Genomic DNA, 12,886 nt, shown 5'->3' with positions numbered 1-12,886 from the left:
CTACACCGTCAGCAAGAGATATTCAACAATTTTGGAGTGATCATGCGAGTTGAGGTTCGGGTTATCGATGACGCTGACAAGGTCATCAAAGAGGACTCGATGTCCTTGTATGACACCGCAGTTTGCGTGGTGAGCAAGACAGATGGGGCCGATAACCAAGTAAGCGTCACCATTTTCGAACCGCACGCTATCGACTCCCACCCGGATACACTTCGGGAAATCGGCGGACTCGTCGTCAGGCAGGCTACTGGAAAGTAAGGTACAGTGTCTCCAGCGCTCGCCGCTTTACCGGCGAGCGCTCACTATTTAGCTGAGATGTAGTTTCGTTGGGGTCTATAGGACTTACGCGATCTTTGCTACCTTGATACCTCCTGCTCTAGCTTGGCCTTCGTGGGAGGCTCCTTGTTGTCATCTCGATGCTCAATGATCTCCCATCTACCGAAGCCATAAGGGTAACCTTACATCATCGCCAATATAGTCGGCAATTTTCTCGTCCACCGACAAGATCCCTCGACGCTAAGCACCGAGCATGCCGGTAGCTTCCCGCGTCTAGTACTTTCCTGAGTTTCATATTATAATTATAGAAATTCATGAAAAATAACATTAACCTTAGAAATATAGGCATAGCGGTACTGATTGTTTTAGCGCCACTAGCTGCATGCGCCCTTGCCATGATAGGTTTAATGACACTTTTGATGGTGGGGCTTTTGACGCCAATTTGGGTATCTTTAGTAATATTTGCTGCTCTGTTTATCCGGAAGAAGGATAGAACAACGTAAAGTCGACGGCCGACGACTATGACCCGGTTGTTCTGGCACGCGGTGCGCTAGAGCCGAGACTGCCGTCGGCAGAGTACGCGGTGATGTTCGCTCGGTCGACGACCCACACGAACGTCTACGATGTTTGAGTACAGACACAGACGACGCGTATACCTTAGGTACTTGCATTTGCTCTGCTACCTCTTTCTAGCGAACGGACAAAGATTGTTGTGGTTGGCGGTTAATGCTACGCCTACGGCTCACTAGCAGGGTGATGCGGTCGGAAATGGAGGACATCTGTGCGCAAGTATCATGATAAACTATTAAAGATATACTGTTCACCGGGCGTAAGGAGGGTTGTATGGATCTTGCTAATATGAGCGCGAATCCAGATTTCTTGTCGCGAAAGATCGCCGATCTCGAACCGTTGTTTGACTTGGCTAAACTGTGTCGTAGGGCACTAATACAGATAACTGGCATAGACAATCCGCTGGTGGCGTTTAAAAAAGCACAGAGCGATAAGGTTGCTCAATGCGAACTTGAGACATATATCGAGGCAATTACAGAGCTCGCTGCAGGCATTGGTCGTGAGCTTAACGGCCACTACCAACTAACTGCCAGCAAGGCAGAGCGGATATACCTAGAGGTGCGGGCATTTATCAGAAGTCTGAAGGAACAGCTTAAAGAGCGTTCTCAGACGTACACAACTCCGCCACCACAAGTCGGTTCAAGAGTGAGCATCTGGACTGTATCGGGAGGGCTCCCGACACTGGGTCGTAGCCGACCATAATCCATAGGGCGTCTCGTTCACGTATCTTATCCCCACTCCGCTAGAAGAGATCATTGTATCCTTAGCGGATGTGGGGATCTTTTTGGTACGCAAAACTTTAACGTGATGTGCCTAGTGATTTCTTCGGCTGTTAAGCCGTATAGTGCTCGAAGATCATTCGTTGCTCGTATGTCCGCTATTCAGCAGCAATTCTTTGGGTCCAGCTAGAGTAGTCTCCTTTGCCTCTTCAAAAATCTTATTACGATTTCTTGTGTATGTTCTTCTGAGTGGAGCTTGAGATCAAGAACAAAAAGGTGCGCCATTACTACCAAACCGAAGCCGACCACCTATTAGATCGCAGCTACTACCATTTCATTTTAGAGAGCGAACTTATCCAGCCAAGTCTTGTGTCTTGCAAAGATAGACTCGGTGATGAGGGCAAGGAGGAGAAACGCTCAAAAGTTACATGCTCGAAGTTTTTGATCCGACCTTACCGCGCTATCGCATAAAGAAACGCTTAGGGAATTACGTGAAGTACCTAGATGACCAGGACTACGCCTGGAAAGAACAAACCGTCACAGAGAAGCTCCCGATTGTCTTATTCGTCTGCCCGCGAACAACTAATCTTATTTATGCCAAACGCAGAACACGGAAACTTATTGCGGATGCTTGGGAATGGAAGGATGAGGAGGAGGCGTGACCTCAGATAGGGTTTACGACGGTGGAGAAGCTAAGGCAGTCCGGGGTGTTTGCTGCGGAGGTTTGGGAGGAGGCGTGAGTAATCGCCGTGCTGGCGTGTATCACCTGAGTCTCAAAACCCCATGAAAACCGCAAAAGCAGAGGCTAGTAATTGAGCTTACTCACTTTGGCAAAAGTATACTTGTAGCCTTTAGGCTGTTGTGTATACGATTTAAGACCAAGGCTCTATCTGCTTGACTTATTAATATAAATATGATATATTAAAACAAGCCTCGTGCTCCATGCACGTTGGAGCACGTTCACAGTTGGTCAGTCAACCAGAGATGGAGTTACCATGACCACGTCGGTATCCGCCGTCGCCGCACTGGAGAACCTGGTCGAGTCCGGGGCGTTCGCGTCTCAGGCCGCGGCCGACATCGACCGCATGTTCCGTCACGGTGACAGGGGAACCTTCTACTCGAAGACCCTGGCCACCGAGGGGCGCGCCGCGGCCGAGCGTCAGCTCACCGAGTGGGACAAGCGGCAGCACCGCACCCTCTATGCGTCCTGCGTCGAGCCCGTCGCCCGCGGCATCGTCGCCCTGGCCAAGGCCAAGGACGACAGCCTCGTCGACATCACGGCGTGCACAACCCACGTGGACACCAGGATCAACGGTGAGAACGGCCCGCGCAGCAAGTTCATCGTCTTCAACACCCAGGCCCCTGGATACGGCAGCATGCAGCCGACAGGGAGTTACACCTTCGGCCCCTCCGGGGAGCTCGGCCTCCGGGCCGTGATCCTCGAAACGGGCTACGGTTACGACGGGTGGCCCAAGGCCGAACTCGGCCTCGTTCTGCCAGCGTGGGGAACAGGTCAACGCGCCCCCAAGCCGGGTGATCTTGTCATCGCCAAGCTCGACACCATAGGATACAGTCGCGGTGCCCACTACAACGCTTACGTCTACACGGACCAGGGTACCGCTGAGGATTTCACCGACGCCGACGCCTTCCTGAGACACCTGCTCGGCATGAAGTCGATCGAGGGCAAGGTCGGCGTCATGCAAGCCGGCATCAGCATCGGCCAGGCGATGGGGTTCCCGGGCGCCGAGGACTACCTCGCCGCCAAGCTCCCCGAGCTGGGCAACTACTTCACGGCTCTGGCTGAGAAGCTCTCCACCCCGCACACGCACTGACAGAACGGAACGTGTCTCCCGTCCCTCCGCGCCAATTCAGGCGTTGGAGGGACGGCCGACACAACTTTGATATAGTTTTACACCCGGACGGGTGTTTTTTAATGCTTAAATTCGTTCAAGTTTGTGATTCGAATACGACGAGTGGGACTACTGATCACCCGTAAGACCTAGCTAGACCGTAAAAGTGCTCCTGCGCTCATGTGTTAGTCTGGTAGCTGGCTGCTCAAATGATAGCTCTATCCCGCGAGTTCAATATCTGCATCACTGCTCTACCCGGCCCGCCGCGTTTTTCTTTTGCAGGAAACTCTGACGGCCCGTGGAAACGAGCCGGTACAGAAATGGCCCCTTGGTTGGGGCCTTTATCTTTTTATTAGCATGTCAGTAATTCAGAAAAGAGAAGGGAGCTATGTTAACAGAGGTGAAAGAGCTCAAAATTCAGACTCTTTTGTATCTACAATAATCTCGGGCTTGCGCCGGCGCGCATAAAAAGGCTGACTCGGTAATAACAGTAGCGTCATAAATATATAAAGCGCCAGCATGACTGCAGGGTATGCTGCAGTAGTAAAGGTAAAGTTAGTGATAGCAAATAGCCCAAGCATACAACGCACCACGCTTATTGGGTAAGTTATAAACGTTTCCTCATGAGGTCTTGTAAGCGATTTACGAATCGTCGGTATAAAAGCCAGAATATCTGCAATAATAACCAGCGAAATTGAAATCAGCAGCTCCTCAGTGAAATAACACAGCGCAACAGCCGGAAGCGCAAATGCCAAGCAGAGTTTATCTATAAGGGTTACCTTGGCCGAACCCTGCTTTAGCGATAATACTAGTATAATCAGATTAATAAGCGTCGTCACACCGGTCACCCAAGCCCCTGGCCCAGCGTGTTCAGCTACCTGACTAATAAAAACTACCCCTGTTATAAGTGTCCAGATTAACCAGCTGAATATGTGCGGTTTGCATTTTCCCCGAGCCGTATCGATAATGTACGGTAAAAAAGCAATAATATTCATCACAACGGCAATACCGCCGACCAACAATTTATAGTCCACCCTGAAAAATCCCTCCTTGAGGTTTGTTACATATTATTTTTGAGCAAAAGCAAATAGTAGTTACGGAAGATTCACATCAATTAAAAGATTATGTTGAGTGCCCACCTTCTCACATATTGCTTCTTCCATGATAACCTACGCATCGTGTATGTCAAAGCGTGAAAAGAAGTTATACTCTATTAACAACAAAAAGCGCGCTGCCTGCGCGTCGATGAAAGTTGGTGTGCCGGCACCTGGATCTCCGCCAGGTGCCGGCTGTTGAGTGGATTCGGGGGAATTCAGATTTGCTCGCACCTCTCGAACTCTAACGTTCGATTGAAAGTGGTGGTTGCGACGCGAATAGTCACCCGCTCGCCACCCGAGATGTTGCGCAAGCTGGTTGCACTCAGGGCGATCTCCCCGTTCTGGTCGCGCACCGGCTGACCATTCTCGTCGAGAATCGGATTGATTTCACCGTCAATGATGGCTCCGCTGCCACCGCGGTAGGGCGCGCTCATGTCGAACTCGCCTTTGCCGAGACCAGTGCCCGCCAGCTCGTAGTCGTACGTCCCCTCCTGGTTCAGCGCGCAGCGCACCGTGATGCGCCCGCCATTCGCCTGGATGAACTGCTTGATGTTTGGGTCTGACGGCTCGGTCACTTGAACCGATCCGGTAGCGGAAGCCGTCACGTCAGCGGTGTGATCCGCCGGCGTACCGATGCACGCCGAAAGCGCCAGCAACAGCAAGAGCGCAACTGCTCGTCGCATAATCCTCAAAGCTCCAATGGTAGTAAGTTCATATCCACATGGACACACATGCACAATAAAGCTGTGCAATCTTAATATTATAGCATATTATTGTATATAATGCAATAATCCTTACTTTGCAGTTGTTTGTAAACCTACAGGCTTGTTTAAAGGTGTCCGCAAAAAGTTTATACAAGTGATCGGAAAGCCGTTGGAAGTGTTTGGGCTAAAGGTAACTTTTTAACAGTTATAATAAAGATAATGGATGACCCAAATACTACAAGCAAGAAATTTGAAGACGCCCTTGCTAACCTGCAATACATTCTAATCGCCCGCCGTGTACAGGCCAGTGATGAGCCTATGCGACTTACCTGGAGGCACTTCGATCTTATGGCTTTTGTTAAGGCTGAGGGTTCTGCCGTGCCATCGGTCATTAGTGAGAAGCTAGGGATGTCACGTTCAAGTACTTCAAAATACTTAAAGAGCTTAGAAGAGAAAGGTCTGTTAGAAAAAACCGCATCAGGCACCGATCGCCGCTCACATTCCGTAATACTAACCGCACAGGCCAATGATATCCTTGAGAATATTTATGCTGGGCAACGTGAGAACGCCCGCCTAGCTATGACTGCGCTTTCACCCAAAGACGCCAAGCTGTTCGCTGTGCTTGCCGCAAAAATTACCGCCGCCCTAGATGATGACAGCCTCCGCACGGTATGATATAGTTTCCTATAGGAAATTAATTTCATAAGGAGGGCTATGAAGCGAATTCTTATAACTGGCGCAGCAAACGGTATTGGCAAGGTGACCGCCCAGAAGGCACGTGATGCAGGCTATAAAGTTATTGGTCTCGACAAAATACAAGTGGACGAATCCCTGCCGGACTATGCGGGCATTGAATGGGTTCAGGCCGATCTAAAAGTACCTGAACAGGTTGAAAAAGTCGTACGCAATCTGCAAGCTTCGCAGCTGTTTGCACTTATCAATAACGCCGCCGAAATTCTTGGCTCGCCTTGGGAGGAGTTTAACTTTGACGAATGGCATCAAGCGATCGAAGCTAACCTGACTGCCCCGCTCCGGTTAAGCCATGGTCTGCGTAGAAACTTTGTCAAAGGCGGTTCGATTATCAACGTCTCAAGCCAAGGCGGGCGCCATGCGGCATATGCCAGTATTCCCTATACCCTTACGAAAGCAGCGCAGGTAAACTTGACACAATCGCTTGCAGCCAACTTCGGCCCGCAGGGCGTGCGCGTGAATACCGTGCTACCAGGCTGGGTTAACACCGAGAGCGCCAAACCGTATATCCCACCGGTTGCCGCTAAAATAACACCACTTGGTAGAAATGCCGAGCCCGACGAAATCGCCGACGCAATCTTGTGGCTGCTGTCCGACCAGGCACGGTTTGTGAACGGTACACAGCTGGTTGTAGACGGCGGCTATGATGCCGTTGATTACTCTATGTACCAACTTGATAAGATGATGCAGGAAAGTTAAGCGAATAAGACACGCTTTTACTGCTATTAGCGAAGATAATCTCATATTATACGCGGGACTCCTGGAATAAAAGCAGGAGTCCCGCCACCATAGTGCCTTCATGAAAGAATGCACTCTTCAATCTTTCGCAGCCGATCACTGCCGGTGCTACCGATCCATTCGCGCAACTTTAGGGCGACCTCAAATGCCTCAACAACATCCTCACCGCGTCGAAGCCGACAAGTGACTACCCTGCCCTGCATAACTGCTCGTCGAAGATGCTTCATTCGCAAATGGGTATCGATCGGGCCACCCTCGTAGGAACGTAACGACACAAGCACCACAATGCTGCCGCAGCTTGCGGCCATCTCGGCCTCTCGAAGCGTACCATCTTTGCCATCAAGGCAGAGAAGAATATCGGGGAGTGCTCCGACGAGCCTCTCACGCTCCTTATAGTTAGCGCCGCCGATAATCGTGCGTTGACGTGGCCCAACATGATCTTTTGCAAGAGCACTAATCGGCGTACAGCCAAGCGTAGGAACTCTAAATTGACTGGCGATGTCGGCATTCGCCTGCAGTGCGCCTACACCCGTCCCGCCATCAGTTGTAAGAATAGGGAGTGCGTTCTTGTGCTTCAGGTAGGCATACAGTTGCCTGAGTACAGCTCTGTCTATGCTGTAATCATCGCTCGACATGGCAGTCGCAAAACCAGAACAGCCCAGTATCCACCCCTTCGTCATCTGCTGCTGCAACCACGTAACTGCTTCACGAAGCGGTCGGGCATTTACACGATGCCGACGCAGCGGCTTTAGCAGTGGCTCAGGAGCATACGCCATTTGAAGCGTTTTTTGCGTGTGTTGGCTGAGCGCCACTTCACGGATACCATGCTCAGGATGAGTATAATGAACACCAAGCCCAATCGTAGTCATGGAGCACCTTCCGTCCTCGTTGTGACCGTTCGTTAGTATACCATAGACACGCCCATTAATTTCATCTGTCTCGCTTAATCATGATGAGGGGTCGTTAGTATAAGCGAGACTGCGGTACAAATCATGAGCCCCGCATAATCTGCATTCCTATTTATTGCTTTACAGATAGCTTCGACTTAACTTACAGAGCTTTTGTATACTCCTTGCTACTTCTACGGCGGCGTAAGTTGAGTCATTGACTCTTCATAGAAGATAGTCTACTGTATCAGCAGTGCACATTCTGACTGTGGAGGCATTATGGCTCTCGATATCCAGACTGACACCTCTCAGGCTATGCTGCTTGTGTTTGGTCAATCGGCTTACGGAGCTGTCGCGGTTATTTATCAGCATTCACCAAACGAGGTGGTTACTTACAGAACCGCATTCGAATTCCTTAATACAATTGGTGAACGAGGCGGCATTGATTCCATCCCGCTTGAAGAACACGAGATCATCAAGCTTCAACCCCGAATCTTGCAGCTATTGATCGACAAGCTGGCATCTAACGTATCTTTTAAGGATACTATCACTGAGCTTTCGCGCTTGGTTAAGACGAGTAGTACAAAGGATGACAGCCAGTCTGCTGCTGTTACAAACAGCGGTAGAGCACGGAACAGAGATGCCTGTCCTGCCTTGAATAAATGGCCTTACGGGAAGAGCTAGGAAAGAAAGGGCGAGCAAAGAAAAGAACTTCAATTGCTCGCCCGTTATTATATGTATCCGTCAATAAGTACCTGCCGCTCTCGTAGCATAGGTTTCTGTTCATGAACATACCTGCTACTATTGATCTAGGCGCATCTTTCTACTTGAAAGGGCCGTCATGCAACTAGTAGAAGCGGATTTGAAGCTCTTCGATAACGGGTACTTCATGATTCACGATCAGAAATTTAAAATTATGATAGTCGGCCGTATTGACCGCTTGGCACTTCGCGATGACCCTCAGTACGGGCCGGTCGTAGATATATTTTATCAGTGGCGCGCCTCTACTATTCACTCCGATGAGTGGCCGAAGCATTTTGAGAGGCCCCGCCATAGCGCATCACCAGATATGATTTTGCTCAGCCACAATCAATTTAGTTGGGGTGAAAACGGTCAACTTATGTATTTTGACCCTACTAGTGGCGCGCTGGGTATCTTCTCTCGTCCGAATGATCCTATTTTTGATGAAACTGTGGTACCAGAACGTTTTCGTAGCTACTAGCTGCCCGCCCGAACGCCCTCTCAGCGTTCGGGCTCTTAAATTAACACACTAATTCAGTCTTTAGTAGCCTATAAACGCCATGACAAGGTAGGCTCAAACGCTCATGTACATATTAACCACCGCAAGTGCTCTCGGATAGGGGCTCTAAGTCGCTGAATCTTTCCTGCACCTGCTGATTCGTTGGCTTGTCTTTTTGTACAAATAGCACCACATTGCCAATTAAATTGTTGATACGAGTTAACTTTTCTTGCGACGTTTCCTTGCCATGCGCGCTTTCGTGATTGTGGCTTTCACTGGCATGAGCGTGAGCTTTGGGGAAGATCTTATCTATCCAGCTAAGTCCGGTTTCTTTAGGGCTAAAAGCAGGAAAATTGCTAGCTGTGCCAAAAAATTGCTCTAAATCTTGAGTTTTCCAGTCGTTAAAACTTTTTTCTTGATAGCCATTTTCGTCGCCTGTATACACATAAAACGAAGTGTCGTTTGGCACTGCAGGCAACAGATTTCCGTGAATACTTACCTTTTGGATATCGAATACATTGTCTAGCCTATAGCCGAGGGCTTTATCGATACCACCAATATAGTCCCACCCATAATATTTCATTACCATACCGCCGGTCATGCCCGCCCAGTGAATGTGCACCAGTTGGTCTTGGTTGTCGTGAAAGTGTATGGGTTCTTTGGGTAGATTGGCGCTACACTGGCCTTTGACGTAATCTTGTTGGTACTTACTTGCAGCAAAGTTTTCAGCTTTGCCATTTACCAAAACTTGCATACGAAAATGGTAGTGTTCTAATTGTGGGTTACGGATCGCAGCAGGTGACGAAAAAAAGATATAGGTCACGTAGAACAGTGGAATTAACAGCAAGGCCGCAGCGATTGCCAAGGCTAGTTTTATAGGCTTCTTTAAGCCCCGCTTCAATTTCGGTGTTGCAGGTTTAGCTTTTTCCGCTTTGCTTTTCTGGTCGTCTTTTTCTTGGGTTGTTTTTTCCAGTTTCATTATGCTCTCTCGTTTTAACCGCCAGTTAGACATAAACCTTACTAGGAAGCTCGCTCATTTTTTTCAACCCAGGCCTTGCCCACTATTTCTTTCTACCGCTAAAATACTTTGTCGCGTAATAGACACAGGCGACCACTGAAATAATTAGGAGTGGCACGCGCCCTACAGGGCTCTCGTTCGGGTGGTTAACATACTCTATAACAAATAGCGCGCTGAGAAAAAGTGAAAGAGCGGCGAAGATGAGCATCATTCTTTTGGCGTTTTTGATCTGCGGGGATGGTTGATTCATAGCTACCTCAATAAAACCTTATTTTGAACATTAGCGATACACACAGATACTCTAGGTAACTTTAGGGTATCGGCCACGTACAGCCAGTATACCATAAGAGGTGAGATATGCTGATCGTGCGAATTTATTGACTAATTTAATAATAGATGCTATAGTACTTCAGTCATTCGACCACATTGTCGCTAGGAGCGCTAGCATGAGAAAGACCTTGCCCGCCGGAAAGCAGGCCAGATTCAGCATTTCTCAGGGTCACGGAGTTCTGGAATGCAACTGGCGGTTGAATGAGGGCGCCAATTACTACCTCAGCCTTTCTTGCAACTTTACCGACATCCCCAATGATGGTGACCCCTGGGGGATTGTCGAGCAGATTGCTCGGCTGGCACGCCTGGAAGACTCTGGCGTTACCTCCATTAGTGTCCACGACCGTAGCTTGACTGTCAGTTTCAATTCCACGATTACCCGCGAGGAAAGGGGCCAGATGCTAGTCAAGGCCCTGCGCGCAGCCTGCTTCGGGAGGCCAACAGCCAAATCACGGTCCGTTGACAACTTGGCCGGTGCGATCAACCCTGATCGCACCGGCCTTCGCAATTTCATACACCTTCGCAATATTCGAGGCTTTGCACAGCAGAGTCCATACGCTATACTACAGTTGCTGTCTTAACTTCAATCTGAGGTGAACGATGCAAATTAAACTCTGTGAGTTTAATCCCGATACTGGCCGGAACAAGCAGCATATTAAGCTTGAAGGTAGCAAAATCGCGGTAGATGCAGTAATGAGGCTTTTTGTGTCGTTTGATCTTACGCCAGAGGAGGCAGCCGCTCTGCGAAGATATACTACTGCGGCTTTTAGTTCCAAGCTTAAAGGGTTCGGCGCCCAAGCTTCTGTATCTGGGGACCTCGACGTCGTTGACGTTCATGTAACGATGGACTGCTGGAAAGACCAGCGGTCACTTCAGGACATTGTCAAGGACAAGCTCAACCAGATACGCTCTGCGCTCGAGCAAGCCTGCAAGCCAAGCTAGTCTTGCTCCCGTCCTGTCATCCATGTGATGGCAGGACGCTTTTTTAATCAAACCTCAAAACTTAATGTCAATCCATTTAGTACTGAGGTTTCTGCTGGATTTTTACGCATCCAGCACAGCGTATGATGGTTAGCCTCTTAAAAAAGCTTGGCCGTGACCGTGAGTTAGGCCGCCGCAGACTTCTGAGCCACAATGCCTAGTGCTTCATGAAACGATCGCCAGTAGAGCCCGGTGTAAGGAGCATCCTCCTCGGTAACCGGTACCTCCAACTTGAGGCGCCAGGTCCCATCCCCTTGCTTTTCGGCCTCTAGGCTACTTCCGGAGGTCATCGATTCGTAGAACACGTACTTGACATCTTCCGCACGCAAGATGTACCAGCCACCACCATCCTTCTCTTCTTGGAAGAAAAGTGGGTTGCGACCTTCCTCAAACTCCCAATTCCTGCCACCCCAAGAATGTGTAGCCATAAAAAGATGAGGAACGCCAACGAGCTTGTTGTCCTGCAGGAACCTATCTACCTCTGGTCGAATATATCCACCAATATTGCAGGTATACTTGACCGCGGCGGCGACAGTCTCGAACGACACGTCCTTAACACTCTTCTGTAGTCGAGTGGTGACTTCCACGACACAACCTTTCCTTGCCTACATCTTGACGGATTAACTTCTTGAATTCATCGTATAGAACAATACTTAAAACGCCCGGCTAATCCATGGACTAGCCGGGTCGCGTATTATGCCAGCGTCAGGTACGTCTCGTGGCCTTCGGGATGGTACTCCATCTCATCATCTGGATCATCCCCGAGAAGCTCTACGGGCAGGCAAGCATGAAGAATGTAAGACTGGCCAATCACTAGCTGACGCACACTCTTCACCTGCGTACGCGGGTCTGGCCCGCTCACAAGCACACCACCCTCCTGGCACTGTTTAATCACTCCGACCTTTGACTCGGACATCTGAAACCTTTCGGTTGTGCCTGCAACACTATCCCTCAACTAAGTTCGGTCCTACAAGTAGCCTGGGGCATCTACAGCCGCACATTTATTACCAAACCGGAAGCTGTGCACTTCCGGTTTGGTCGCCACACCGCAACTAAAACGCTTGCGTTACTCGGGCTAATGTAATCGTTACCCCAGTAGATTCTTCAGCGCTTCCCCGCGTATGCCAATCGCCGCCAGCGCCGAGGGCAAGGTAATGTTGTAGTAACCCCTAGCAAGACGCTCAGCATGCTTCACTGAAGTCAACTTAATCCACTTGTAGCTAAGCAGCTCCTCCTAGTTCACAATAATTTTCGGCTTCACAGTACAGAGCCCGAGAATCGGCACCACGGTAATCTTAGCACCGGGCGTCCATGTCCGGTTTTCGACGGTGGGCTGACCAGCATAGAATGCCACCAGCCTGAACTGATGGCGAGTAAAACCACACTCGGTTTCAAACTCTTCCTTCAGGGTATAGGCAATGGGGTCATCATACCACGGCCTGTCGATATAGCCAGAAACACCGCTGAAGCTGCCTACTTCACCGTGGCCACTGGCCCGCTCTACCAGCAGAATCTCTGCGTCCTTGCTGGGTCCATGCTCCGCTACTTCCTGTGGTGAGCGACGTGGATCATACAGCAGTGTGGCGTTCAGCGCGAAAGCATGTGGAGCATCCTTGTAATTTACTCCCGGCCCACCCTCATAGAGCGGCAAGCCTCGTGTCTTTTTGATCGCTTCGGCTGAAAAGGTTTTCACAAAACCTGCATCCGGGTAAATGATCACGAGGCA

The 12,886-nt window shown here is 49.7% G+C and carries 18 protein-coding genes; 10 read left to right on the top strand and 8 right to left on the bottom strand.

Annotation, left to right across the window (positions count from 1 at the left end):
- Positions 1-590 precede the first annotated feature (590 nt).
- From VD907_06150 to VD907_06135, 4 genes are all read left to right on the top strand, one after another.
- Positions 591-779 carry a hypothetical protein gene (locus VD907_06150; protein HYG84427.1) on the top strand — a complete coding sequence of 63 codons (189 nt, stop codon included), beginning with the start codon at positions 591-593 and terminating at the stop codon, positions 777-779.
- 340 nt (positions 780-1,119) lie between these two features.
- Positions 1,120-1,548 (top strand): hypothetical protein, encoded by a 429-nt coding sequence (locus VD907_06145; GenBank protein ID HYG84426.1) that lies wholly within the window; start codon positions 1,120-1,122, stop codon positions 1,546-1,548.
- 445 nt (positions 1,549-1,993) lie between these two features.
- Complete coding sequence (locus VD907_06140; GenBank protein ID HYG84425.1) at positions 1,994-2,227, top strand: hypothetical protein; 234 nt, start codon at positions 1,994-1,996, stop codon at positions 2,225-2,227.
- Positions 2,228-2,560: 333 nt separating this feature from the next.
- Complete coding sequence (locus tag VD907_06135; GenBank protein HYG84424.1) at positions 2,561-3,397, top strand: hypothetical protein; 837 nt, start codon at positions 2,561-2,563, stop codon at positions 3,395-3,397.
- Positions 3,398-3,825: 428 nt separating this feature from the next.
- On the opposite strand, the gene VD907_06130 is transcribed toward VD907_06135, so the two are convergent.
- Both VD907_06130 and VD907_06125 read right to left on the bottom strand, forming a co-directional pair.
- Entirely contained in the window at positions 3,826-4,449 is a 624-nt protein-coding gene (locus VD907_06130) for a hypothetical protein (protein ID HYG84423.1), read from the bottom strand.
- 278 nt (positions 4,450-4,727) lie between these two features.
- Positions 4,728-5,195: a hypothetical protein gene (locus VD907_06125; protein HYG84422.1), complete on the bottom strand. Its 468-nt coding sequence runs from the start codon at positions 5,193-5,195 to the stop codon at positions 4,728-4,730.
- Positions 5,196-5,435: 240 nt separating this feature from the next.
- On the opposite strand from VD907_06125, the gene VD907_06120 reads away from it, so the two are divergent.
- Positions 5,436-5,891 carry a MarR family winged helix-turn-helix transcriptional regulator gene (locus tag VD907_06120; protein HYG84421.1) on the top strand — a complete coding sequence of 152 codons (456 nt, stop codon included), beginning with the start codon at positions 5,436-5,438 and terminating at the stop codon, positions 5,889-5,891.
- A gap of 39 nt (positions 5,892-5,930) precedes the next feature.
- Positions 5,931-6,665: an SDR family oxidoreductase gene (locus VD907_06115; protein HYG84420.1), complete on the top strand. Its 735-nt coding sequence runs from the start codon at positions 5,931-5,933 to the stop codon at positions 6,663-6,665.
- A 98-nt stretch (positions 6,666-6,763) separates the two neighbouring features.
- Here VD907_06115 and VD907_06110 read toward each other — a convergent pair whose 3' ends face one another.
- On the bottom strand, positions 6,764-7,573 hold the full coding sequence (locus VD907_06110) for a hypothetical protein (protein HYG84419.1): 810 nt from the start codon (positions 7,571-7,573) through the stop codon (positions 6,764-6,766).
- A gap of 297 nt (positions 7,574-7,870) precedes the next feature.
- On the opposite strand from VD907_06110, the gene VD907_06105 reads away from it, so the two are divergent.
- Together VD907_06105 and VD907_06100 are read left to right on the top strand one after the other, a co-directional pair.
- Entirely contained in the window at positions 7,871-8,275 is a 405-nt protein-coding gene (locus tag VD907_06105) for a hypothetical protein (GenBank protein ID HYG84418.1), read from the top strand.
- 157 nt (positions 8,276-8,432) lie between these two features.
- Entirely contained in the window at positions 8,433-8,813 is a 381-nt protein-coding gene (locus VD907_06100; GenBank protein HYG84417.1) for a hypothetical protein, read from the top strand.
- 112 nt (positions 8,814-8,925) lie between these two features.
- On the opposite strand, the gene VD907_06095 is transcribed toward VD907_06100, so the two are convergent.
- Both VD907_06095 and VD907_06090 read right to left on the bottom strand, forming a co-directional pair.
- A complete protein-coding gene (locus VD907_06095) occupies positions 8,926-9,810 on the bottom strand; it encodes a hypothetical protein (protein ID HYG84416.1) in 885 nt (294 codons plus the stop codon).
- An 82-nt stretch (positions 9,811-9,892) separates the two neighbouring features.
- Complete coding sequence (locus tag VD907_06090; GenBank protein ID HYG84415.1) at positions 9,893-10,099, bottom strand: hypothetical protein; 207 nt, start codon at positions 10,097-10,099, stop codon at positions 9,893-9,895.
- A gap of 196 nt (positions 10,100-10,295) precedes the next feature.
- On the opposite strand from VD907_06090, the gene VD907_06085 reads away from it, so the two are divergent.
- Together VD907_06085 and VD907_06080 are read left to right on the top strand one after the other, a co-directional pair.
- Entirely contained in the window at positions 10,296-10,760 is a 465-nt protein-coding gene (locus tag VD907_06085) for a hypothetical protein (GenBank protein HYG84414.1), read from the top strand.
- Positions 10,761-10,779: 19 nt separating this feature from the next.
- Positions 10,780-11,121, top strand: a complete 342-nt coding sequence (locus VD907_06080) for a hypothetical protein (protein HYG84413.1) — start codon at positions 10,780-10,782, stop codon at positions 11,119-11,121.
- A gap of 164 nt (positions 11,122-11,285) precedes the next feature.
- On the opposite strand, the gene VD907_06075 is transcribed toward VD907_06080, so the two are convergent.
- From VD907_06075 to VD907_06065, 3 genes are all read right to left on the bottom strand, one after another.
- Complete coding sequence (locus VD907_06075) at positions 11,286-11,747, bottom strand: hypothetical protein (GenBank protein ID HYG84412.1); 462 nt, start codon at positions 11,745-11,747, stop codon at positions 11,286-11,288.
- 107 nt (positions 11,748-11,854) lie between these two features.
- Positions 11,855-12,076: a hypothetical protein gene (locus VD907_06070; GenBank protein HYG84411.1), complete on the bottom strand. Its 222-nt coding sequence runs from the start codon at positions 12,074-12,076 to the stop codon at positions 11,855-11,857.
- Between the two features lie 318 nt (positions 12,077-12,394).
- Positions 12,395-12,853: a hypothetical protein gene (locus VD907_06065; GenBank protein ID HYG84410.1), complete on the bottom strand. Its 459-nt coding sequence runs from the start codon at positions 12,851-12,853 to the stop codon at positions 12,395-12,397.
- Positions 12,854-12,886: the final 33 nt, after the last annotated feature.

The sequence above is a fragment of the Verrucomicrobiia bacterium genome (assembly GCA_035629335.1).
Lineage (GTDB): Bacteria > Patescibacteriota > Saccharimonadia > Saccharimonadales > Saccharimonadaceae > DASUUR01.
This window is presented reverse-complemented; position numbering and strand designations above follow the sequence as displayed.